This window comes from Pseudomonas sp. 210_17 TE3656 (assembly GCF_054821965.1).
In genome coordinates this window covers 5,517,966-5,538,665 of the sequence record NZ_JBTRBC010000001.1, presented here as the reverse complement: position 1 = coordinate 5,538,665, position 20,700 = coordinate 5,517,966, and the positions used below count along the sequence as shown (strand labels likewise).

The following is a 20,700-nucleotide window of genomic DNA, read 5'->3' as shown; positions in this document are numbered from 1 at the left end:
GCAGCGCTAATGAGCGTCAGCGGACGGTTGCCTCGGCGGCTGGACTTTGCGCATCAACGGCACCAGCGAAGTGGTCACCACGAAGCACGCCATGATCATCAGAAAAGCGTCGGCATAGGTGAGGGTTTGCGCTTCCCGCCAGGTCAGCGCCCACAGTTGATGCAGTGCCGACTGACTGGCATCGAGGCTGCTTTGTCCGAGTAGTTGGGCGTTGACGGTCAATTGCTCGAGCCAGCTGTTCATGACTTCGTTGCGGCTGTTGAGATGCTCGGCCAGCCGCAGAAAATGCAGGTTGGTGCGGTCGTTGAGCACGGTGGCGCAGGCAGCGATACCGATGGCGCCGCCGAGGTTACGCATCAGATTGAACAAACCCGATGCCAGCTTCAGACGATCAGGGGCCAGGGCGCCGAGGGTGAGGGTGACGACCGGCGGAACCGCCATTTGCTGGGCAAAACCGCGGATTGCCTGCGGTAACAGAAGCTCTTTGGCGCCCCAGTCATGAGTAATGGCGGAGAAGTCCCACATCGACAGGGCAAACAGGCTCAGCCCCAGCATCAAGATCCAGCGCAGGTCGATGCGGTTGGCCAGCATGGCATACACCGGGATCGCCAGCAGCTGGAACACCCCGGTGGAGAACACCGCCAGGCCGATGTCCAGCGCGCCATAGCCACGCACGTGCCCTAGGAACAGGGGAGTCAGGTAAATGGTGGCAAAAATGCCGATACCGGTGACGAAGGAAAACAGACAGCCCAGGGCAAAGTTACGATCGCCCAGGGCGCGCAGGTCGACGATGGGTTCGGCAATGTCCAGGCAACGCCAGATGAACAGCACGCCACTGATGCCGGCAATCCAGGCAGTAATGACGATGGTACTGTCGCTGAACCAGTTCCAGCGCGGCCCTTCTTCCAGGGTGTACTGCAGGCAGCCCAGGAACAGCGCCATCAGCAGCATGCCGAGATAGTCAGCGCCCTTGAGCAACGCGAGGTTGGGCCGGTCAACCTTGACCAGCATCGGTACGACAACGGTGACCAACAGGCCGGGTACCAGGTTGATGTAAAACAGCCAGTGCCAGGAGGCGATGTCGGTGATCCAGCCGCCCACTGCCGGGCCCAGGGTCGGGGCCAGCGAGGCAATGGCGCCAATGGTCGAGGCGGCGATTACCCGCTGCTTGCCGGTGAAGTACATAAAGGCCGTGGTGAATACCAGCGGGATCATCGAGCCGCCGAGAAAGCCTTGCAGGGCGCGAAAGGCGATCATGCTCTGGATGTTCCATGCCAACGCGCAGAGCAGGCTGGTCAGGGTAAAGCCTGCGGCCGATACCGCGAACAACCAGCGTGTGCTCATCACCCGTGAGAGCCAGCCGGACATGGGGATGACGATGATCTCCGCGATCAGGTAGGCGGTCTGCACCCAGGCCGTGTCGTCGGCACCGGCCGACAGGCCACCGCCGATATCCTTGAGCGACGCGGAAACTATCTGGATGTCGATCAAGGCGATGAACATGCCGACGCACATACTGGCGAAGGCGGCGACTTTCTGCGCCGTGCTGAGTGTGGGCAGGGGGCTGCTCATGGCCGGCTTGCCAGCGCAACATCGCTCGGTTGCGGCGCGTCACGGGTATTGACCTGGGCAACCACCGACAGCCCCGGGCGCAGCGCACCGAAGTCGGCATCGACGCTGTCCAGGCGTACCCGTACCGGTACGCGCTGGACGATCTTGGTGAAGTTGCCGGTGGCGTTTTCCGGCGGCAGTACGCTGAACTGTGCCCCGGTGGCAGGCGCCAGGCTTTCGACATGACCGTGAAACTCACGACCGGGCAGGATATCGGCGCGGATGCTCACCGCTTGACCCACCTGCATGTGCGCCAACTGGTCTTCCTTGAAGTTGGCGTCGATCCACAGGCCCTTCGCCGGCACTACCGAGAGCAGTTGACTGCCTGCGGCAGCGTAGGCGCCAACCCGGGCACGACGGTTGCCCACATAACCATCCACCGGGGCGCGCAATTCGGTATAGCCGATATTGAGCAAGGCCTGTTCACGCTCGGCCTGGGCCTGTTGCAGGGCGGCCTGGGCCTGACCACGCTGGCTGTCGATCACATCAAGCTGGCGGCGCGCCGCCATGAGCCCGGCGTCTGCGCGGGCGCGATCGGCGCGGGCGGCTTTCCAGGTGGCTTCGACCTGCTGGGCGCTCTGTACCGACACGGCCTGGGTACGAACCAGGGTCTGGTAGCGTGTGTGGTCACTGCCAGCGCGCTGTGCTTCGGCATCCGTAGCGTCGATCTGGGCCTTGGCCTGGTTGATCACCGCCTGTTGCAGCTGCTCGATCGCATCAAGATTGATCAGGCTGGCCTGTTGCGCAGCCACGGCGCCCTCGGCCTTTGCCAGGGCGGCGCGGTAGTCGCGTACATCGATGCGGGCAAGCACATCACCGGCCTTGACGAACTGGTTGTCCAGCACCGTCACCTCACTGATATAGCCCGGCACTTTGGCACTGATGATGGTGACATCGGCGCCCACGTAAGCATCGTCGGTGCCTTCGATGAAGCGGCTGGCCAGCCACCAGTGGCTGGCATAGCCGACGGCGCCAATCAGGGCGAATGCCAACAGCCCCAGGCGCAGTACTTTCTTGCGGCGCACGGGTGAGGCGGCGGGGGCGTCTGTTTGTTCGGGCTCAATGCTGACTTTAGCGTTCATCGCGAAATGATCCCTGTGGAAGGCTTATGGGCGACGGGACGGGCGCTGCTAGAAAATATTACAACTATAATATTGCATGGTTGATTTCATAATGAAAGTCACTGAAGCGAAGAAGTGGTGCCGATTGTCGGTTTGCTTTCGGGAGTAATGGGGGAGAGGTGCGTCTCAGAATGGGCAAAACGAATTCTTTTGCGTGGCAACTTTGAACTTGGCCTGAGGTTCGCCTAAACCCTCTAACGAGGGCGCGTGTTGTTCAACGATTCGTTGCTCCAGCGTTCGCGTGTCCATGGCGTAATACGACCAAAGGAAGACGAGCATGACAAACAAGCTGATCGGCAAGGCAGTTTTACTTGGGCTCCTCAGTGCTGCCGCAATTTCCGTGCAGGCAGCACAAGCAGGGGGAAATGGCTGTGGTTGGGGCAACATGCTGTTTGAAGGGAAAAGCGGCCTGGGGCCCCACTTGCTGGCGACAACCACCAACGGCACCTCTGGCAACGCTACTTTTGGCCTGACCTCCGGCACCAACGGCTGCGACTCGAAAACCAAGCTGGGCTATGGTGGCCGCTCGATGCTGGCGATGAACAACATGCTTGAGGGCATTTCCGAGGACATGGCCAGAGGCAATGGTGAAGCATTGAGCGCCTATGCCACGTTGCTGGGGGTTCCCAGCGATGATCGTCAACACTTTGCCAGTGTCACCCACCGGCATTTCGATGAGATCTTTGCCAATCAGGATGTCACCGCCGAACAGGTCTATAGCAACACCCTGGCGGTAATGAGCCGCGACCCACGCCTGGCGCGCTACGTGCAGCAACCCGGCTAGCAACCTGGCAGTTGTCGATCGAGCCCTCCACGGAGGGCTTTCTCATGTGCCAGCCGATGGATGGCGCTATGCTGAATATGTAATTCCTTCGGGCATTTATCATGCGCAGGATGATGCTGTTACTTGCAGCCAGTGTTGTTGCGGCTTGTCAGGCGCCGATGCCAGCGGCTAATCCCCAGATGGCCTGGGTCGATTTCTCTACACCGTTCCCCAACGACCGCTTGCTGTTGGCCGAGCGTCTGGATAAACAGCGCCTGAGCGACGGGCGCTTTTTCGAAGTCAGCCCCGGCCGCCATGAGCTGATCGTGCGCTTCGACTATGAAGTAACCGGTGGCGGGGGCATGGGCATGATGGGCGGCCCCACCGTACGTGTCTGTTACCTGACCATTCACTACGAGCATTTCGAAGCTGGCCAACGCTACGTTCTCGAAGGCCGCTCGATGGCCATGACCCCTGAGGCACGGTTGTACAACGCCAAGCGTGAGATCGTCGCAGAAGTCAGCGATTACTACTGCCTCATGTAACGTAGGGTATGGCTTCAGATGCTCAGACGTTCATGCTTGAGGACGTTGAGCGTAGTGGTTTCGTAATGCTCACTGAGCAATGCGCAGGCTCGCTCGCAATCACGGGCCAGCGCTGCCTCCAACAGTGCACGGTGTTCGCCTGGCACGTCGCGATCGATGCTTTCTGCATAGAGCAGCGAAAGCTGGCGATAACGGGCGGTCTGGTCGCGGAGCATGCCGGAAAAGCGCAGCAGCCACTGTGAGCCGCAGGCCGACAGCAGCGCGGCATGGAACACCTCATGAGCCTGTTCCCAGTCAGGTCGCAGCATTCGCTCGGGCCCCTCGACCACCGGTAGGCGGTCGAGGCGATGGTGAGCGGCAATCAGCCGGCTCTCCCACTCCAGGTCGCCCTGGCTGATCGATAAGCGCAATGCCTGGCACTCGATCAGCAGGCGGGTGTTGGTGATGTCGCGAATTTCCTTGGCCGAGATATGGCCGACACTGAAGCCTTTCTGCTCAGTGGCCACCACGAAGCCGGTGGCGGCCAGGCGCGACAAGGCTTCGCGCAGCGGGATCACCCCGGCGTCATAGGACTCGGCCAGCTCTTTGAGGCGCAGCTTGCTGCCTGGCAGCAAGCGACCATTGATGATGTCCTGGCGTACGCGCGTCTCAAGCTGGGAAGCCATGGTGCGTTTGTCGGCGCCATTGCCGCCGTCTACCCAGCGTTCTGGTTGATTCATGACAGTATCCCGAATGCATCCGCTATGAGTGAAATCATACACAGACCGACGCTTTGTAGAAAATCCCAATAAAATATATATTTTGTTGACTATATATTTATTCGGGCTTAGCTTTGAGCCATTCCGTCCTTGCCGACGGTGGCCAAACAACACAAGAAGAGGTCAGGATCCATGCGTTATGTGTCTTTCAATCATCAAGGCCGTGCTGTGCTCGGCGTGCGTACCCCTGAAGGCGTCAAGGTGCTGGGTGAGGAAACGCTCGAATCGCTGCTGGCGCGTGGCGTGGACCTCACTCGCCATGGGGCGGAAGTTCAGGGCGACGTTGTCGAGATTGCTGAGCAGGACTACCTGCCGCTGATGCGCAAGCCGGGCAAGATCATCTGTGTTGGTCTCAACTATGCCGACCACACCAAGGAATCGCCCTACGCACAGCCGGACTACCCGACCTTGTTCCCACGCTTTGCCAGCAGCCTGACGGCCCACAACAAGCCACTGGTTCGTCCGCGGGTGTCCGACACCCTGGATTACGAAGGCGAGATGGCCGTGGTGCTCAAGAGCGGTGGCCGCCATATCCCGAAGGATAAAGCCCTGGATTGCGTGGCCGGCTATGCACTGTTCAACGAAGGCTCGGTGCGCGACTACCAGTTCAAGTCGCCGCAGTGGACTGTCGGCAAGAATTTCGACGACACCGGCGCCTTCGGCCCCGACCTGGTCACCGCTGACGAACTGCCGCTTGGCGGCAAGGGCTTGCTGTTGCAGACGCGGGTCAATGGCAAGGTCGTGCAGTCAGCCAATACCGAGGACATGCTGTTTGACGTCGCCACGATCATTTCCACGTTGAGCGAGGCGGTGACCCTGGAGGCTGGCGACGTCATTGTCAGCGGTACCCCGGCCGGCGTTGGTTTTGGCATGAACCCCAAGGTTTACCTCAAGGCTGGCGACGTGGTGGAGGTGTCCATCGAAGGCATTGGCCGACTGGTCAACCCAGTGGTCGATGAAGTCTGAGCCCCCCCACATAAAAGTGCAGAAGCCTCGTCGCTGAGGCTTCGACAACAACAAGACGAGGGAAGCGATCATGAACATCACGTCTCGTGGCGTGCATTCGATCGATCATTACGCATTGTTCGTTCCGTCGCTGGCACAGGGCCGGCACTTTTTCGAGCACTTCGGCCTGGATGTGTGCGAGCGCGATGGCCAGCTGGATATCCAGGCTGGCGATGGGCATCGTTGGGTCAGCTTGCTACCGGGGGCGAGCAAGTCACTGGCATGGATCAGTTTCAATTGCTTCGAGGCCGACCTCGATTCGTTGCGCGAGCAAGTGGTACGTAGCGGAGCGACCCTTGAGCAAGGTGACGGCACCGGCTTCTGGTTTCGTGATCCGGACGGCAACCTGCTGCAAATCAAGGCAGGCGCCAAGACGATGCCCGATAGCCGTCGCGAAACACCCGAAAGCGTGCGTACGCTGCGGGGCGTGGGCAGCAGGGACACGGTGAGCCAGGTCCGGCCGCAGCGCTTGTCCCATGTGCTGTTGTTTTCCCCCGATGTATCGCGCTCTGTTGCCTTTTATGAACAAGCGCTGGGTTTGAAACTCTCCGACCGCTCCCAGGACGTGATTGCCTTCACCCATGCTCGTCACGGTTGCGACCACCACTTGGTGGCCTTTGCCAAAAGTACGGGCAAAGGCTTCCATCACGCCGCCTGGGAAGTGACCAGCATCGACGAGGTTGGCAATGGCGCCGAGCAGATGGCTGCTGCGGGGTACGTTCAGGGCTGGGGCACCGGCCGGCATTGCCTGGGTTCCAACTACTTCCATTACGTGCGCGATCCTTGGGGATCGTTCAGCGAATACTCCACCGAGATGGATTTCATCGAGGCCGGGAGTGAGTGGCCGGCAGGTGATTTTCCGGCCGAGAGCTCGCTGTATCTCTGGGGGCCGGCCGTTCCTGACTACTTCATTCTGAACACTGAGGTCGGCAGCTGATCGGCGCGCCAATGACCGTTTAACGCCCATTTTACGCTTTGGCCGGCTGCCTCTGGCATCTGGCACGGGATCGGCTTGTCCGCCAATCTTCAAGCGGGTCTTGGGTAGTGCGATTCCAAGAACAAGAGTGCGGAGTAATGTTATGAATCTGCAAAATACGTCTGAAGTCATCGAAGTCCCTGTCCTGATCGTCGGAGGTGGCCCTTCCGGCCTGACAGCCTCCCTGTTGCTGTCTCGCTATGGCATTGGCAACCTGCTGATCAACAAGTACCGCTGGACTGCCAATGGGCCACGTGCGCACATCACCAATCAGCGCACCATGGAAGTTTTCCGCGATGCCGGGGTCGAGCCACAGGTGGTCGCCGCTGCAAGTCCCCACGAACTGATGGCCAATAACGTCTGGGCCACCAGTTTCAGCGGCCAGGAGCTGGGGCGCTTGCTGACCTGGGGTAACGCCATCGAGCGCAAGTCTGACTATGAACTGGCCAGCCCGTCGGCGATGTGCAACATCCCCCAGCACCTGGTGGAACCGATTCTGGCCAATGAAGCGTTGCGCGCCGGTAGCGAAATGCGCTTCAACAACGAACTGTTGGACTTCACCCAGGACGCTGACGGCGTAACCGCCCGCATACTCGATCGAGGCACCGGACGCGAGTTCACTGTGCGGGCGCAATACATGATTGGCGCGGACGGTGCACGCAGCCGGGTGATGGAGTTGCTGGGAATCCCGCTGCAAGGCGAGGTCGGCCTGGGATGTGCGGTCAACGTCTGGCTGCGGGCCGATCTGCGGCGTTACTGCGAAAGCCGTCCGGGTGTTCTCTACTGGATGGTGCAGCCCGGCAACGATTACTGGGTGGGCAGCGGCACCTTTATCTGTGTGCGGCCCTGGAATGAGTGGGTGATGCTGTTCATGTACGACCCGGCCCAGGGCGAGCCAGACCTGAGTGAAGCGGCGGTGATCGAGCGGGCCCGGCGGGTTATCGGCGATGCCGAGATACCGATCGAAGTGCTGACCACCAGCAAGTGGCAGATCAACCACGTAGTCGCCGACCGCTACTCCGAAGGCCGGGTATTCTGCTGCGGCGACGCCGTGCATCGGCATCCACCGGCCAACGGCCTGGGCACCAACACTTCGGTGCAGGACGCCTATAACCTTGCCTGGAAACTGGCCATGGTTCTCAAACGCGAGGCCGGGCCAGGCTTGCTGGACAGCTATTCCCAGGAACGCCAGCCGGTGGGGCGTCAGGTAGTCGATCGGGCCATGGCCAGCGTCCAGAACATGCTGCCGATCTCTAACGCCCTGGGGTTCGAGCCCGGCCAGAGCGAGGCCGAAGGCTGGGCGAGCCTTAACGAACTCAACGCCAGCAGCCCGCTGGGCCGTCAGCGTCGCGCGGCACTGGAACAGGCCATCCAGCTGCAGCACTACCAGTTCAACTGCCATGGTGTGGAGCTGGGGCAGCGTTATGCCAGCTGCGCCGTGCTGAGCGATGGCAGTGAAGCTCCAGCCTATGTGCGCGATCCCGAACTTTATTATCACCCGACCACCTGGCCGGGGGCGCGCCTGCCGCATGCCTGGTTGAACGACGGCGCCGGCCGCAAGCTTTCCACGTTGGATATCTGTGGTCACGGGCACATGACCTTGCTTACCGGGCATGGAGGTGAGGCCTGGTCTCAGGCCGCCGAAGCGGTCGCCCGTGAGCTGGGTATTGAACTTAAGGTGCGCCGCATTGGTCTGGGGCTGGATTACGCCGACAGCTATGGTGACTGGGCTCGCCTGCGCTGGATCAATGAGGACGGCTGTGTGCTGGTGCGTCCCGACCAGCATGTCGCCTGGCGAGCGCAGGGCGCATCGCCAACCGCCGATGCCGACTTGTTGCAGGCACTCAGGGCCGTCCTGGCCCGTCAGTAATCTCTTCACTGCTTTGAGATAACTCAAGCGTGTGGGCCTTATAGCGGTTGTCCAAGGGTGTCAGGGGCGCATTAGTGCATTCCCCGACACCCACTGTGCAAGACGCTTCGCCGGGCTTAGAAATGGTTCTTCACGGAATTGTGGTGGGTATGAGCTTGGGGCTGAGCTGAGCTGTTGAGGTTGTGAGCTTATCCATTTTGTGTGGTGATGCTGCCGGCCCCTTCCGCCTTTACGGCGGCCTACTTTCCTCTTGGGGAAAGTAGGCAAAGCCGCTGGCTCCTACATACGGCCCTACGCTGCGCTCCGGGTCCCTTCGCTCCGGCACCTTCCGGGGCCACGCGGCCTACGACTTGCTTCGCCAAGTCTACGGCTCGCGCTCTTCGGCTACGCCGAAGGTGCTACGCACTGGCCCCTACAGGCACCTCCGCTCAGCCTCCTGAAGTCGCAATCCGCGGCGCCTGAAATTGCGTGTATGAAGATCAAGATCAACACGTTGAAGCGGGATTTTCCCGCGAAGCGCTGTAACTGGCGGGTCGATATCGCGGGGCAAGCCCGCTCCCACCGGGAGATCAATTAACCCGGTGGGAGCGGGCTTGCCCCGCGATGACATCCTGGCGCCGCCAGAATCTGATTTCGAAGATGCGTCAATGCAGGCGCCACCCGTAACTTTGCGACTTCAGGAGGCTGAGCGTAGGTGTCTGGAGGGGGCTGGTGCGCAGCACCCTTCGGCCAAAGCCGAAGTTCGCGAGCCGTAGACTTGGCGAAGCAAGTCGTAGGCCGCGATGCCCCTGGAGGGCACCGTAGCGAAGGGACCCGGAGCGCAGCGTAGGGCCGTATGCAGGAGCCAGCGGTTTTGGTTCCTTTTGCCAAGACAAAAGGGACCCGCCGTAAAGGCGGAAGGGGCCGGCAGCGGCGCCGCATTGAATGGATAAGTTCCCATTCGAAACCCAGCCCAGCCCAGCCCACCCCCAAGATCATGCTCCCCGGGATTCCATGAACATCCTTAGAAATGCCACTCCATATGGAGTGTCGGGGCATGGCTATTGACGCCAGGTTTGTGCATTGCACCGTACTTATGGTGCCACCACTCATATCCAGGGCCGGCCCAGAACTTGTTCCTGGCGCCAAACACCAGCTTGCCGACATCGACCATCAATGCACCGCGTACCAGGCTTTCCTCTCCGGTGTCGTCGTCGAAATAGTCCTTGCCCTTCGCGGTTTTGTAACTGGCAAACCCGTGAAACTTGAGCGGTACCTCGCCAAGCTGGAAGGGATAGCCCCAGGCCAGATGCACCACATAATAGGGATCGAACTCGATGTTCTCGGTTTTACACGCGGGCAAGCCGCAGTGATTCCATTCCATGGAATACAACAGGCTCAGGTCCAGATAACCGGGTACATCGAATTTAAGCGTAGGGCCTACCAGTAGTTGACGTTTGCGGGTGGAGAAGTCGTTGTTCTTGTAGTTCAGTTCGACACCGCCGGTCAGCGCGATGTCCTTGATCGGGCCGTAGCGCAGGGAACGATCGAACACCTTGCTCAGGAACAACTGGTGGCGATAGACCAGGTACGCCTCGACGGCACCTGAGTCGCTGTCTTTCTTTGGATCATTGCTGTCGGACTTGAGCACATCCAGATTGAAGAAGTTCATGCCCCATTCGTTGCCGCTGCTGTGGCCAAGCTGGTAGATCTCCTTCTGGATCTTCTTGTCCACCGGCGGCTCGCTGTAATGCTCACCGTAGCGAAAGCCGACGAAAGTGTCGCTCCATTGCGCCGCATCGGCGGCAACGGCCGTGCTGCTCAGGGTAAGTGCGGTCAGTACCTTGCAAATGCGTTCTTGTAATTGTTTTGCGTTCATCTAGGTGCGTTTCCGGTTGTTTGCCACCTGCGCGGGGTGTGCGTGCAGGCGGCGTGAGGGAAGGGCGGTCGAGTACCGCCCGGGGTTCACTTCATGGTCGGCATGACAAAGTCGGCGCCGGTGCGGATGCCACTCATCCAGCGCGAGGTGATGGTCTTGAGGCGGGTGTAGAAGCGCACGCCTTCAGGGCCATGCATGTGGTGGTCGCCGAACAGCGAGTTTTTCCAGCCGCCGAAGCTGTGGAAGGCCATGGGCACCGGGATGGGCACGTTGATGCCGACCATGCCGACCTGGATCTCGTGACCGAACATGCGTGCCGAATCGCCATCGCGCGTGAAGATGGCGGTGCCGTTGGCGTACTGGTGGGCATTGATCAGGGCCACCGCCTCCTGGTAGCTCTGAACCCTGACCACACCGAGCACGGGGCCAAAAATCTCCTCTTGATAGATGCGCATGTGAGCGGCGACGTCGTCGAACAGACTGCCACCGAGGTAGAAGCCGTTCTCGTAGCCGGGTTGCTGCATGCGAAAGTCGCGGCCGTCTACCACCAGCGTTGCGCCTTCCTCGACACCAACATCGACATAGCCGCGTACGCGCTCCAGGTGCTCGCGGCTGATCAATGGGCCCATTTCGGCTTGCGGGTCGCTACCAGGACCGATCTGCAGGGCACGCACTCGCGGTGCGAGGCGTTCGATCAACGCATCGGCGGTCGCATCGCCCACCGCGACAGCAACGGAAATCGCCATGCAGCGTTCACCCGCGGCGCCATAGGCCGCTCCCATCAAGGCGTCGACCGCCTTGTCGAGGTCGGCGTCAGGCATCACCACCATATGGTTTTTCGCGCCGCCCAGCGCCTGCACGCGCTTACCGTTGGCCGCGCCGGTGGCGTAGATATAGCGGGCGATGGGCGTGGAGCCGACGAAGCTGACCGCTTGCACGTCCGGGTGCGCAAGGATGGCGTCGACGGCCTCCTTGTCACCATTGACTACGTTGAATACGCCGTCGGGCAAGCCGGCCTCGGACAGCAGTTCGGCAAGCAGCAACGCCGCTGACGGATCGCGCTCGGACGGTTTGAGGACAAAGGTATTGCCGCAGGCCAGGGCTACCGGGAACATCCACAGGGCGACCATCGCCGGGAAGTTGAACGGGGTAATCCCGGCGACTACGCCAAGCGCCTGGCGCATTGCGTGCGAGTCGATGTGACTCCCGATGTTTTCGGTAACTTCGCCCTTGAGCAGGTGCGGGGCGCCGCAGGCGAACTCCACCACCTCCAGGCCGCGCACAACCTCGCCCATGGCATCGGAATGCACTTTACCGTGTTCAGCGCTGATAATCGTCGCGAGTCGTTCGGCATTCTGCTCCAGCAATTCCTTGAAGCGGCTCAGGACCCGAGCGCGACGCAGTGGCGTGGTTGCCGACCATGCCGGGAAGGCAGCCTTGGCGGCGGCAACCGCTTCGTTCAGCTCCTCGGCGCTGGCCAGCGCAACCTGGGTGCTCAACTGTCCTGTGGCTGGGTTGCGTACTTCGTTGAAGCGACCACTGCGGCTTTCGCGGCGCTGGCCATTGATGTAGTGCTGCAAGGTAATCATCGGTTTTCTCCAGGCGAGCAGTCCCGATCCGGCAGCTCAAATGCCGGGTAGCGAGGCTGCGATTCAGGGGCGGGGATTCAGGAAGTGGCGGATTGCGCCGGTTTCAACGGGTTTGCGGGGTGACCCAGCGGTGTTTCGGCATGGGGCATGAAGAACATGATCAGCATGCCAGCGGCGAAGAATCCGGCGCAGACCAGCAAGCCGAGCGCCAGGCTGTGGTGGATGGCAATACCGCTGAGCAGCAGGGGTGCGAAGGCGGCAAGGCCGCGGCCGAAGTTGAAGCAAAAACCGGCACCGATGGTGCGTATCCGCACCGGGTAGAGGGCACTGAAATAGGAGGCGAACAGGCTGGCAAAGGCATAGAAGAAGGCGTACACCGGGCCCAGCCAGAACAGCACCTGGTTGTCGGTGGTAAGTGCGTAGATCGCCAGCATCACCGAGCTGCCCAGAAGCGACAGCAATGTGGCATTGCGCTTGCCGATGCGGTCAGCAAACAGCCCGAAGGCGTTGATGCCGATGAACGCACCAATGTTCAGGATGGTCATGAAGTGCGCCATCATGCCGATTGCCAGCCCGCGTTCGTGCACCAGATAGGTGGGCAGCCAAGTGCTGGCGCCCCAGAAGCCGATCACCGAACAGCTTGCCGCAGCAGTACCTAGCAGCGTCACGCGCAGCAGACCCGGGGCGAAGATTTCGCGAACCGAGGCATTGATGGGTACATCCGTGCAGGTGGCAGCGATAGCTTTCTGCGCTTTCCATTCAGGTGACTCCGGTACGAACAGCCAAAGGTAAAGCACAGGAATGAGCGTCGAGATACCCGCTGCAAGGAACAGCAGCTGCCAGTCCGGCAGGAATGCCTTGCCAGCCATCGCCGCGATTGCCGCGCCCACCGGAAATGAACTGAGTACGAAGCCGGTGGCCCGGGCGCGTTGGTGTGCAGGCCAGGTCTCGGCGATATAGGCCGAAACAATGCCCCACACGCCACCCAGGCCCAGGCCCGAGAAAAAGCGCAACAACAGTAGCAAGTACCAGTCATGGGTGGATGCCACGGCCATGGTCAGTGCGCCAAAGCTCACCAGCGAGAGTAAAAGCGCCTTGCGCCGGCCAAAATTGTCCGAGTACCAGCCGGTGGTAATGCTGCTGAAACCGATGCCAAGCAATGTCGCCGAGGCGAGCATGCCGGCCTGGCCTATGGACAGCCCCAAGTCCTGCTGGATCACCGGCAAGGCGATGGTCAGCAGGATGATTTCCATCGCGTCGAACAGGTAGGCGAGGAAACCGCCGACGAGCACATGCCATTTCGAGATGTTCTGCATGGTTGCGTCTCCGTCAGCGATTGAGCCGATATGTGGAAGGGAAGGTCGGGTGGTTGTGCCGCATGGTGTTCTCCTTGTTTTTGTTGTGTACGGCGTTGCGCGCTTGGCGTTCGGCAGTTCGGAGTCTCTACAGCAGGGCACAGCTCTCTTCGAAGCTCAGGCGCGGGCTGCGCGGGAACAGTTTCGAGGGGTCGCCATAACCGAGGTTGCAGAGAAAGTTGGTTTTCACTTGCTGGCCGGGGAAGCGGGTGCTGCTGGCGAAGAATTCGGCGTCGACGCGCTCGTGGTCGAAGCCGGACATTGGCCCACAGTCCAGGCCCAGGGCCCGTGCGGCGAGAATGAAGTAGCCGCCCTGCAGCGAACTGTTGCGCAGTGCGGCCGCATCAATCACCTGTGGCTGCGCTGCGTACCAATCGCGCATGCCTGGGTTGTGCGGAAACAGCCGCGGTAGCTGCTCATGAAAGTTGGCGTCGTAACCGATGATCGCCGTCACCGGCGCCTGCAGGGTTTTCTCCACGTTGCCCGCCGCCAGTGCGGGCAGCAGGCGCGCCTTGGCCTCGGCGCTACGCAGGAAGACGATGCGTGCCGGGCAACCGTTGGTACTGGTCGGGCCCCAGCGCACCAGGTCGTAGATGGCGCGCAAGGTGTCGTCGTCGACGGCTTTGTCGAGCCATCCGTTCTGGCTGCGGGCATCGCGAAACAGCAGGTCGAGTCCGTGGTTGGACAATGGTTCTTTCATTGTGCTGGGCTCCTGTAGCGTTCAGCGGGCGTGGCGCCGGCGCTCGGCCAGCGAACGCGGGGTGACGGTTTCATTTTCATTGCTGCCACCGAGGAAGTACTCCACCGACATGGGTGGGCCCCACTGGTAAAGACTGGAGTCACAGGCCTGGGTGCAGTTCATCGGGGAGGTGTGATTGAACAGATCGCCGTCGGTGAAGTGTTCGATGAGGTTGCCCGACGGGTCGCGCCAGTAGTCGAATATCTGGCTGCCGAGTACATGGCGCCCGACACCCCAGAATGGCGTCCAGCCCTGATCGTCCATCCACTCGTGACCCAGGCACTGGGCATCGAAATCCTGGACCTCGAATGAGGCATGATGGACCACGTCACGACTGGCCTGGAAAAGCGCAATGGTGTGGTGATCGGTCCAGTTGCTGCCGCGGTTCAGGCGCAGGAACGCAGCGGACGGGCAATCCTGCTCGTCACCTTCGACGATCAGGTCGGAGGGCAGCATGCCCAGCACGTTGCGGTACCAGCCGATCATGCTGGGCATGTCGGCGACGCCGATGGCGACATGCCCCAGGCGCATGACCTTTGCCGGTCCCTTGCCGGGCCGTTGTACGTCGCCAAAGCGGCGTTTCTCAACCGCCGAATTGAGTACCAGCGCCGAGCGTTGCGCCAGTGCTTCGACCGGCTGGATACCGTGCACCAGTTCAATGCGCCGTCCGGATGGATCATGTAACACCACGCAATGACCACCGCCGGGGTGCTTCAGCACCTGGATTGCTGAAGCACCTGGCAAGCGTTCGGCAACGTGCAGGTCGGCAAAGGATTCAACGGCGAAAGCGATGGCGCCCAGAGACGGGGTGTCGGCGCGCTCGGCGATATAGACATAAGGCAGCGTACCGGTGCCGCGCAGGTAAAGACGCTGTTCGGTCCGGTGGCTTACGGTCAGGCCGAAATCGAGCAGGAAGCGTTCAAGCAGGTCGAGATCGGCATGCCGGTAGACCACGTGGTTGATGTCTTTGATGTGCAGCATGGCTGCGTCTCCTCAGCCCAGGGCCGACGATGGGTTTGGGCATTCGCTGGCGCGGGGGCGTTTTCCGGGCAGCCGCCTGCGCGAACCGAAAATCGGTCCGGGCGTAGGCAGCCGGGATCGCTCCCGCCTGTTAAAGGCGAACGGGTTTTCGACTAACGAGCAGGGCGCCGTCTCAGGCGGGCGGCGTCTCGGCGGCGATCGGATTGCTCAAGGTACCCAGGCCTTCGATCTCCACGGTGCAGAGATCACCAGGCTGCATGAACAGCATTGGGCGGCGAGCCCAGCCGATACCGGCCGGGGTACCGGTGACGATGACATCGCCAGGTTCGAGGGTGACGGCTTCGCTGAGCACAGCGATGAGTTGCGCGACATCGAAGACCATGTCGGCGGTGTTGCCTTGCTGTTCGACCTTGCCGTTCAGGCGTGTGGTCAGCGCCAGGCCACGGGCGCCGGCTGGCAGTTCGTCAGCGCTGACGAAGGCAGGGCCGAAAGCGCCGGTGGCATCAAAGTTCTTGCCAATGGTCCATTGCGGCGACTTGAACTGGTAATCACGTACCGAGGCTTCGTTGAAGATCGAGTACCCGGCAACATGCGCCAAGGCATTCTCCCGGGATATGTGGCGGCCGCGCGTGCCGATGATCACTGCCAGTTCGCCTTCGTAATCCAGTTGCTCGGAAGCCTGCGGGCGCACAATGGCTTCACCGTGGCCAATCAGGGTCGTGGAGAAGCGGGGGAAGAAGGTGGGGTAGTCCGGCTGCTCGTAGGGACTTTCTTTGGTGTGATCCGCGTAGTTCAGGCCGACACAGACGATTTTCCCCGGCCGCTCGATCGGCGGTAGATAGCGGATACGGGAAGCGTCGAGCAGAGGCGCTTCGCTTAGCTGGCGGTGCGCGTGTTGCAGGGCCTGGGCGCCGCGTCCGAGCAGCTCGAACAGTGAGCCCGGATAGCCAGGCAGATTTTCGGTGAGGCCACGCAGGCCATTTGGGGTCTCCACGGCCAGACCCTTGATAGCACCCTCGGCAAAACTGACAAAACGCATGATCCATACCTCGCTGTTATTATTTTTCAAGGCTTATGTAAACGGTACCGTACCGTACCGTTTTGCTGTTCGAAGATTCCCATTGTCATTTCTTCATGTCAATGGCGCCGATAAGACGTGTTTGGAATAAATGATCAGGTTTGATATGCGATTGTATTGCGAATGTGGAACGCCCCCCGCAGGGCAGGTAGGCTATGCGCGGAACGATGTCGAATCGAAAGGAAGAGGTGCTTCTTGAGCGAGCGGGTGGAAAGTAAGCGGCAAGCCGAAAAGAGGGAGGGGATTCTCGCGACGGCGACGGAAATGTTCCTGGAAGAGGGGTATGCCGGGGTGAGCGTGGATGCAATCATTGCCCGCATCGGTGGTTCCAAACGTACCGTGTATGCCTACTTCGGCGACAAGGACGGTTTGTTTGCGGCGATCATCGCCCGTCTGTGCGAGCAGATCGTCAACCCGCTCACGCATATGGACCTCAGCTGCAAACCGCTACCGGAGGCATTGCGCACGATTGCCGAAACCTTCCTTGAGGTCATTCTTGCGCCGCGAACGATCGCCATGCATCGGCTGATCGTGGCCGAGGCGTTGCGGGCACCGGAAGCTGCCCGGGCGTTTTTCGATGCAGCGCCGGGAGCTGCTTATGGCTGCCTGCGCGATTACTTCGGCTGGGCCGAGAAGGCCGGAATCGTGCAGGCGGGTGATGCGCAAACCCGGGCCGTGCTGTTTCTGGATGCGCTGACGGGCGACTTCCAGTTGCGCTGCCTTCTCGGCTTGATGGACATACCGTCCGAGCTGGATCGACAGCGCAGGGTAGACGAAGCCATCAACATCTTTCTGGGTGGTTTGAAGCTATAGCTATCAGACAACGCCTCGACCCGCCCACGGAACGCGTAGCACCGTAGGCGGCGTCAAGGCGCTGCGACTTACCCGGCTTGCTGCTGGACGATCACCGTCTGCGCCGGCATCGGCGCCGGGAAGCCGGCTTCACCGAGGGCGTCCTTGATGGTGCGGTTGGTGTCGAAATAGACCTGCCAATAGTGATCATTATGGCAGTGCGGGCGCACTGCCAGCACCGGGCCGACCAGGTTGAACTCCAGAATCTCCACATCCACCCCAGGCTCCGCGAGCACATTGGGCAGCGCCGCGATGTGCTGTTTGAGCAACGCCGCAGCCGCTTTCCAGTCTGCTGCGCCAGACAACTGCGCCTGCAGCTCGACGCGGCGGTGCGGGTTGTGGGTGAAGTTCTGGATGTTGTCGCTGAAAATCTTGTTGTTGCCGACCAGGGTCAGCACGTTGTCCGGGGTGTTGATCGCGGTAGCGAACAGACCGATCTCGGTGACCGTACCGATCACGCCGCCGGCGCTGATGAAATCACCGACCTTGAACGGGCGCAGGACGATGATAAAGGCACCGGCCGCCAAGTTGGCCAGCAGCCCCGACCAGGCCATGCCGATGGCCAGACCGACCGCAGCGAGCAGCGCGGCGAAGGTGGTGGTCTGCATACCGAGGTAACCGAGGATGCCGATCACCAGCATGATATTCAGCGTCACGGTGATGACTGAGCCGACATAGCGCAGCACGGTCGGGTCGAGCTTCTGTTTGGTCAGGGCCCGCTGCACCATGCCGACGGCAAAACCGATCAACCAGCGACCGACGATCCAAAAGGCGATGGCAGAGAGAATCTTGACCGCAAAAGCGGCCCCGTACTGTTGCACCAGAGCGATTAGCGCGTTGAACTTTTCGGTGGTCACGTTAACGATGGTTTCGTCCATGGCTGGGGCTCGAAAATGAGGGATTGGCCTCAAAACGCTAGCACAAGCTGTGTGCCACGCCAGCTAATGGGCATGTGAATGGAGGGTCAGGGCCCCCGGCACCTTGGTGCGCTCGAGTCCCCCGTGTTCCAGCCAGCGGAGAGTCTGCTCATAGGCACGCTGTAGCAAAGACTCGGTCTGGTCGAAGTTGAACACCGAGACATCCACAGGGCACAAAGGCGGGACGATGTGCAGGCTGGTGAGGGTGCGGAAGTGTTCGATGTCGCTCACCAGTTGGCGCATGCTCATCAGATTGACGGTGTGCAGGGCCAAGGCGACCAGGCCTCGGGGGGGGTGGGTCAGGGCGCAACTCACGCCGGTGGGGATGACCACGACGTTGCTGGCGCCCAAGGCTACTGCAGTGGAGATAGGCGTATTGCTTGCCACGCCGCCGTCAACCAGGAACCGATCGGCGATCTGTACGCAGGGGAACACCAACGGGATGGCAGCACTGGCCAGTAACGCCTGCTCGAGTTCGCCACTGGACAGCACAGTCTCGGCACCACTGAGCAGGTCGGTGGTGACGATGTGCAGGGGCAGCGTGGCCTCTTCGATGCGATGGATGGGCAGTGCCTGACCCAGTAATCGGTTCAAGGCCGACGGTTGCAGCAGATAGCCACGCCGTTTCATCAGTCCTCTACAGGTGTCCAGCCAGGAGAGGGGGAAGATGTCGTTTTTACTCAGCCCGCGCCAGAACCCTTCGAGCGCTGCGACACCGTCGGAATCGGGCCTTGCGGCAAAGTAGGCACCGTTGATCGCACCTACCGAAGCGCCAACCACCATGTCGAATCGAACATCAGCCTCGACCAGGGCCCGCAACATGCCGACCTGCACCGCACCCAGGCTGCCGCCGCCAGCGAATACGATTGCGGTGTTGGTCGCCATGCTCGAAGTCTCTGTGCAGCAATGTGTCGACTTAGTGTAGCTGGCGGGTCGGCGTTGCTTGCGGGTGCCTGTCAGTGGGGATCGAAGATGCGGATCACGCCTACACCATCAAGTACGGCATCGATCAGTGCACGCGCTGTCTCGATGTGCTGGCCCGCGCCGCACACCAGGGAGCGGTCGTTGAGCGTGAGGTGATCGACCGCATCGTGGACCGTAGCTTCGGCACATTGCAGTAGATGGCACGCATGCAGTAACGCTTCTTCGGCGGGAATGCCGGCGCGGACAGCGAACAATCGATTGGTGCCGAACGGGGTGTCGGCGGTGGTTGCGTTGGAAAGGTCGAAACTGGGGGGATCGGGGACGAGCTTTTTCATGAGGTGCTCCGAAGGTGCGGTGGAGCGGCCACGATTCGCTGCTAAACGAAGGGTGGCAGCTATACGCGGGTTAGCAGACCGGGCACCTAGAGCGAAACCGGCGCACCCGAAGGTGCCCCACGTACAGCCGCCATATAGCGGTTTCCGTTGAGCTCTAGATGCGTCTTCGGACTGCTAAATCCGGTCATTGGATTTTCCAACGACGGCAGCAGCCTAGGCCCATGAAGGCCCCGGCACAACAGAGCAACGGCGGCGGAAGTATGATTCAGAACGGTCTGACAGAAAACACCTACAGCATCGCGATTTGTCGCAGATAGCTGTGGGAGCAACTGACTTGAAGGATGTAGTCGCTGCTCGCGTCGGCTGCAGTCATATCCAGGCGTTGCTCACGGCACCTGCAGGCTTGGTAGCGCTGCCCGACCTTGTGCCGAGAGCAGCGGCTCCAGCTGACTCCAACTGAAGGTCACGTCTACGTCACAGCCATCGCCAATGGGCTGGTTGGCCAGTTGCATGCCCTGGGTGTCGAAACTCAGGTCGTAGGACTCGTAGCTCGCCACGCCGGGGCAGTCGCTGTCCGCCGCGGCCTGGGTCTCGAGCCAGGTGGCGAAATTTTTCGGCAGCTTGACCTGCCCGGAGAAGGGGCTGTACCACTCAAAACCTGTACCGATCCAGGTCCAGGGATCGACACTTTCACCGGTCTGCAGGTTCCAGGTGTGCAAGCCCCAACTGATGCCACCACGACCAAAGCCTGCGCTCCAGCGGTAAAACCTGACGGTGAGCCACTGAGACGACCAATACGTCGGGTCAACGCTGATCTCGCTGGTGTAAGCGGAGCCGATGCGACCGAGGAATTCACGTCGCTCGCTGAAGAACGCATTCTGGCCGTCGGGGCTGACGGCCAGGCGTGCCAGTTGTTGATTGATCTTGTGGATGGCCGGGCTGTCACCCTCCAGCTTGAGGGTGACCTGGGCGCCCTGGGTCCTGACCTGATAGGTGTGCTCGCCGAAGGTTTTTTTCTCTACCGTGACGGGCAACGGCGCTGCCTCCATTGGCGCGTTATAAGCATCGCCACCACAGCCTTCAGCACTTGAGCGCGTAAGCACCAAGGGCAACGGGGTAGCGCCTGCCGCCTTGCTCCAGGTTCCGGTCAGCGTATCGCCCTGCAGAGCGTCCAGTTGCCAGAACCCCGTCTTGCCGTCTTCGGCCCAGGGTTCGCCGGCCTTTTCCTGGGTTAGCTGGATCGGCGTGAGGAAGCGCTGGTAGTAGTAGCTACCATTGCTGTCGGGGGCGGCGTTGAAACAGGCGGTGATCGTGCTCTTGCCGAGGGTGCCTTTCCAGACCCCGGCGAGGTCGGTAGGCGCGGCGTAGCCGTAGCCGGTAGCACAAGCAAGGGTCAGTATGGCCAAGGGCTTGAGCATACAGA

At 61.0% G+C, this 20,700-nt stretch carries 19 protein-coding genes; 6 read left to right on the top strand and 13 right to left on the bottom strand.

Translation table 11 applies throughout. The annotated features are described in order from the left end of the window. Positions 1–6 precede the first annotated feature (6 nt). Complete coding sequence (locus ACVI9W_RS25330) at positions 7–1,572, bottom strand: DHA2 family efflux MFS transporter permease subunit (protein WP_461531699.1); 1,566 nt, start codon at positions 1,570–1,572, stop codon at positions 7–9. Further along, positions 1,569–2,693 (bottom strand): HlyD family secretion protein, encoded by a 1,125-nt coding sequence (locus ACVI9W_RS25325; RefSeq protein WP_461531698.1) that lies wholly within the window; start codon positions 2,691–2,693, stop codon positions 1,569–1,571. The genes ACVI9W_RS25330 and ACVI9W_RS25325 overlap by 4 nt, the downstream gene beginning before the upstream one ends. A 316-nt stretch (positions 2,694–3,009) precedes the next feature. Between ACVI9W_RS25325 and ACVI9W_RS25320 the strand changes: the two genes are divergently transcribed. After that, the gene (locus ACVI9W_RS25320; protein WP_038610995.1) at positions 3,010–3,516 is read left to right on the top strand and encodes a DUF3015 domain-containing protein; all 507 of its coding nucleotides are present in this window, start codon (positions 3,010–3,012) and stop codon (positions 3,514–3,516) included. Positions 3,517–3,617: 101 nt separating this feature from the next. After that, positions 3,618–4,040 carry a PA0061/PA0062 family lipoprotein gene (locus ACVI9W_RS25315; protein ID WP_461531697.1) on the top strand — a complete coding sequence of 141 codons (423 nt, stop codon included), beginning with the start codon at positions 3,618–3,620 and terminating at the stop codon, positions 4,038–4,040. Between the two features lie 14 nt (positions 4,041–4,054). Here the strand turns inward: ACVI9W_RS25315 and ACVI9W_RS25310 are convergent, their stop codons facing one another. Beyond that, positions 4,055–4,759: an FCD domain-containing protein gene (locus tag ACVI9W_RS25310; RefSeq protein WP_461531696.1), complete on the bottom strand. Its 705-nt coding sequence runs from the start codon at positions 4,757–4,759 to the stop codon at positions 4,055–4,057. 171 nt (positions 4,760–4,930) lie between these two features. On the opposite strand from ACVI9W_RS25310, the gene ACVI9W_RS25305 reads away from it, so the two are divergent. From ACVI9W_RS25305 to ACVI9W_RS25295, 3 genes are all read left to right on the top strand, one after another. Beyond that, on the top strand, positions 4,931–5,764 hold the full coding sequence (locus tag ACVI9W_RS25305; protein ID WP_461531695.1) for a fumarylacetoacetate hydrolase family protein: 834 nt from the start codon (positions 4,931–4,933) through the stop codon (positions 5,762–5,764). Between the two features lie 70 nt (positions 5,765–5,834). After that, a complete protein-coding gene (locus ACVI9W_RS25300) occupies positions 5,835–6,740 on the top strand; it encodes a VOC family protein (protein ID WP_461531694.1) in 906 nt (301 codons plus the stop codon). Between the two features lie 142 nt (positions 6,741–6,882). Beyond that, entirely contained in the window at positions 6,883–8,649 is a 1,767-nt protein-coding gene (locus ACVI9W_RS25295) for an FAD-dependent monooxygenase (protein ID WP_461531693.1), read from the top strand. A 1,003-nt stretch (positions 8,650–9,652) separates the two neighbouring features. Here ACVI9W_RS25295 and ACVI9W_RS25290 read toward each other — a convergent pair. The 6 genes from ACVI9W_RS25290 to ACVI9W_RS25265 form a co-directional block, all read right to left on the bottom strand. After that, positions 9,653–10,507 (bottom strand): hypothetical protein, encoded by an 855-nt coding sequence (locus tag ACVI9W_RS25290; RefSeq protein WP_422415018.1) that lies wholly within the window; start codon positions 10,505–10,507, stop codon positions 9,653–9,655. A gap of 86 nt (positions 10,508–10,593) precedes the next feature. Continuing rightward, positions 10,594–12,096, bottom strand: coding sequence for a CoA-acylating methylmalonate-semialdehyde dehydrogenase (locus ACVI9W_RS25285; RefSeq protein WP_461531692.1), 1,503 nt, complete (start codon positions 12,094–12,096; stop codon positions 10,594–10,596). A 77-nt stretch (positions 12,097–12,173) separates the two neighbouring features. Continuing rightward, positions 12,174–13,412 (bottom strand): MFS transporter, encoded by a 1,239-nt coding sequence (locus ACVI9W_RS25280; protein WP_461531691.1) that lies wholly within the window; start codon positions 13,410–13,412, stop codon positions 12,174–12,176. 127 nt (positions 13,413–13,539) lie between these two features. Then, the gene (locus tag ACVI9W_RS25275; RefSeq protein WP_461531690.1) at positions 13,540–14,151 is read right to left on the bottom strand and encodes a malonic semialdehyde reductase; all 612 of its coding nucleotides are present in this window, start codon (positions 14,149–14,151) and stop codon (positions 13,540–13,542) included. 21 nt (positions 14,152–14,172) lie between these two features. Next, positions 14,173–15,171: a 2,4,5-trihydroxytoluene oxygenase gene (locus ACVI9W_RS25270; RefSeq protein WP_461531689.1), complete on the bottom strand. Its 999-nt coding sequence runs from the start codon at positions 15,169–15,171 to the stop codon at positions 14,173–14,175. A 172-nt stretch (positions 15,172–15,343) separates the two neighbouring features. After that, complete coding sequence (locus ACVI9W_RS25265; protein WP_461531688.1) at positions 15,344–16,210, bottom strand: fumarylacetoacetate hydrolase family protein; 867 nt, start codon at positions 16,208–16,210, stop codon at positions 15,344–15,346. 234 nt (positions 16,211–16,444) lie between these two features. On the opposite strand from ACVI9W_RS25265, the gene ACVI9W_RS25260 reads away from it, so the two are divergent. Further along, entirely contained in the window at positions 16,445–17,062 is a 618-nt protein-coding gene (locus tag ACVI9W_RS25260) for a TetR/AcrR family transcriptional regulator (RefSeq protein ID WP_461531687.1), read from the top strand. A 68-nt stretch (positions 17,063–17,130) separates the two neighbouring features. Here ACVI9W_RS25260 and ACVI9W_RS25255 read toward each other — a convergent pair whose 3' ends face one another. The 4 genes from ACVI9W_RS25255 to ACVI9W_RS25240 all read right to left on the bottom strand — a co-directional run bounded on the left by ACVI9W_RS25255 (position 17,131) and on the right by ACVI9W_RS25240 (position 20,695). Continuing rightward, positions 17,131–17,979, bottom strand: coding sequence for a mechanosensitive ion channel family protein (locus tag ACVI9W_RS25255; RefSeq protein ID WP_461531686.1), 849 nt, complete (start codon positions 17,977–17,979; stop codon positions 17,131–17,133). A 63-nt stretch (positions 17,980–18,042) separates the two neighbouring features. After that, the gene (locus ACVI9W_RS25250; protein WP_461531685.1) at positions 18,043–18,903 is read right to left on the bottom strand and encodes a patatin-like phospholipase family protein; all 861 of its coding nucleotides are present in this window, start codon (positions 18,901–18,903) and stop codon (positions 18,043–18,045) included. A 71-nt stretch (positions 18,904–18,974) separates the two neighbouring features. After that, a complete protein-coding gene (locus ACVI9W_RS25245) occupies positions 18,975–19,277 on the bottom strand; it encodes a DUF6124 family protein (RefSeq protein ID WP_461531684.1) in 303 nt (100 codons plus the stop codon). Between the two features lie 386 nt (positions 19,278–19,663). Continuing rightward, positions 19,664–20,695 (bottom strand): hypothetical protein, encoded by a 1,032-nt coding sequence (locus ACVI9W_RS25240; protein ID WP_461531683.1) that lies wholly within the window; start codon positions 20,693–20,695, stop codon positions 19,664–19,666. Between the last annotated feature and the right edge of the window lie 5 nt (positions 20,696–20,700).

Coding starts and splice junctions, on each gene's coding strand:
- ACVI9W_RS25330 (WP_461531699.1), bottom strand. CDS start 1,572: ATGAGCAGCCCCCTGCCCACACTCAGCACGGCGCAGAAAGTCGCCGCC.
- ACVI9W_RS25325 (WP_461531698.1), bottom strand. CDS start 2,693: ATGAACGCTAAAGTCAGCATTGAGCCCGAACAAACAGACGCCCCCGCC.
- ACVI9W_RS25320 (WP_038610995.1), top strand. CDS start 3,010: ATGACAAACAAGCTGATCGGCAAGGCAGTTTTACTTGGGCTCCTCAGT.
- ACVI9W_RS25315 (WP_461531697.1), top strand. CDS start 3,618: ATGCGCAGGATGATGCTGTTACTTGCAGCCAGTGTTGTTGCGGCTTGT.
- ACVI9W_RS25310 (WP_461531696.1), bottom strand. CDS start 4,759: ATGAATCAACCAGAACGCTGGGTAGACGGCGGCAATGGCGCCGACAAA.
- ACVI9W_RS25305 (WP_461531695.1), top strand. CDS start 4,931: ATGCGTTATGTGTCTTTCAATCATCAAGGCCGTGCTGTGCTCGGCGTG.
- ACVI9W_RS25300 (WP_461531694.1), top strand. CDS start 5,835: ATGAACATCACGTCTCGTGGCGTGCATTCGATCGATCATTACGCATTG.
- ACVI9W_RS25295 (WP_461531693.1), top strand. CDS start 6,883: ATGAATCTGCAAAATACGTCTGAAGTCATCGAAGTCCCTGTCCTGATC.
- ACVI9W_RS25290 (WP_422415018.1), bottom strand. CDS start 10,507: ATGAACGCAAAACAATTACAAGAACGCATTTGCAAGGTACTGACCGCA.
- ACVI9W_RS25285 (WP_461531692.1), bottom strand. CDS start 12,096: ATGATTACCTTGCAGCACTACATCAATGGCCAGCGCCGCGAAAGCCGC.
- ACVI9W_RS25280 (WP_461531691.1), bottom strand. CDS start 13,412: ATGCAGAACATCTCGAAATGGCATGTGCTCGTCGGCGGTTTCCTCGCC.
- ACVI9W_RS25275 (WP_461531690.1), bottom strand. CDS start 14,151: ATGAAAGAACCATTGTCCAACCACGGACTCGACCTGCTGTTTCGCGAT.
- ACVI9W_RS25270 (WP_461531689.1), bottom strand. CDS start 15,171: ATGCTGCACATCAAAGACATCAACCACGTGGTCTACCGGCATGCCGAT.
- ACVI9W_RS25265 (WP_461531688.1), bottom strand. CDS start 16,210: ATGCGTTTTGTCAGTTTTGCCGAGGGTGCTATCAAGGGTCTGGCCGTG.
- ACVI9W_RS25255 (WP_461531686.1), bottom strand. CDS start 17,979: ATGGACGAAACCATCGTTAACGTGACCACCGAAAAGTTCAACGCGCTA.
- ACVI9W_RS25250 (WP_461531685.1), bottom strand. CDS start 18,903: ATGGCGACCAACACCGCAATCGTATTCGCTGGCGGCGGCAGCCTGGGT.
- ACVI9W_RS25245 (WP_461531684.1), bottom strand. CDS start 19,277: ATGAAAAAGCTCGTCCCCGATCCCCCCAGTTTCGACCTTTCCAACGCA.
- ACVI9W_RS25240 (WP_461531683.1), bottom strand. CDS start 20,695: ATGCTCAAGCCCTTGGCCATACTGACCCTTGCTTGTGCTACCGGCTAC.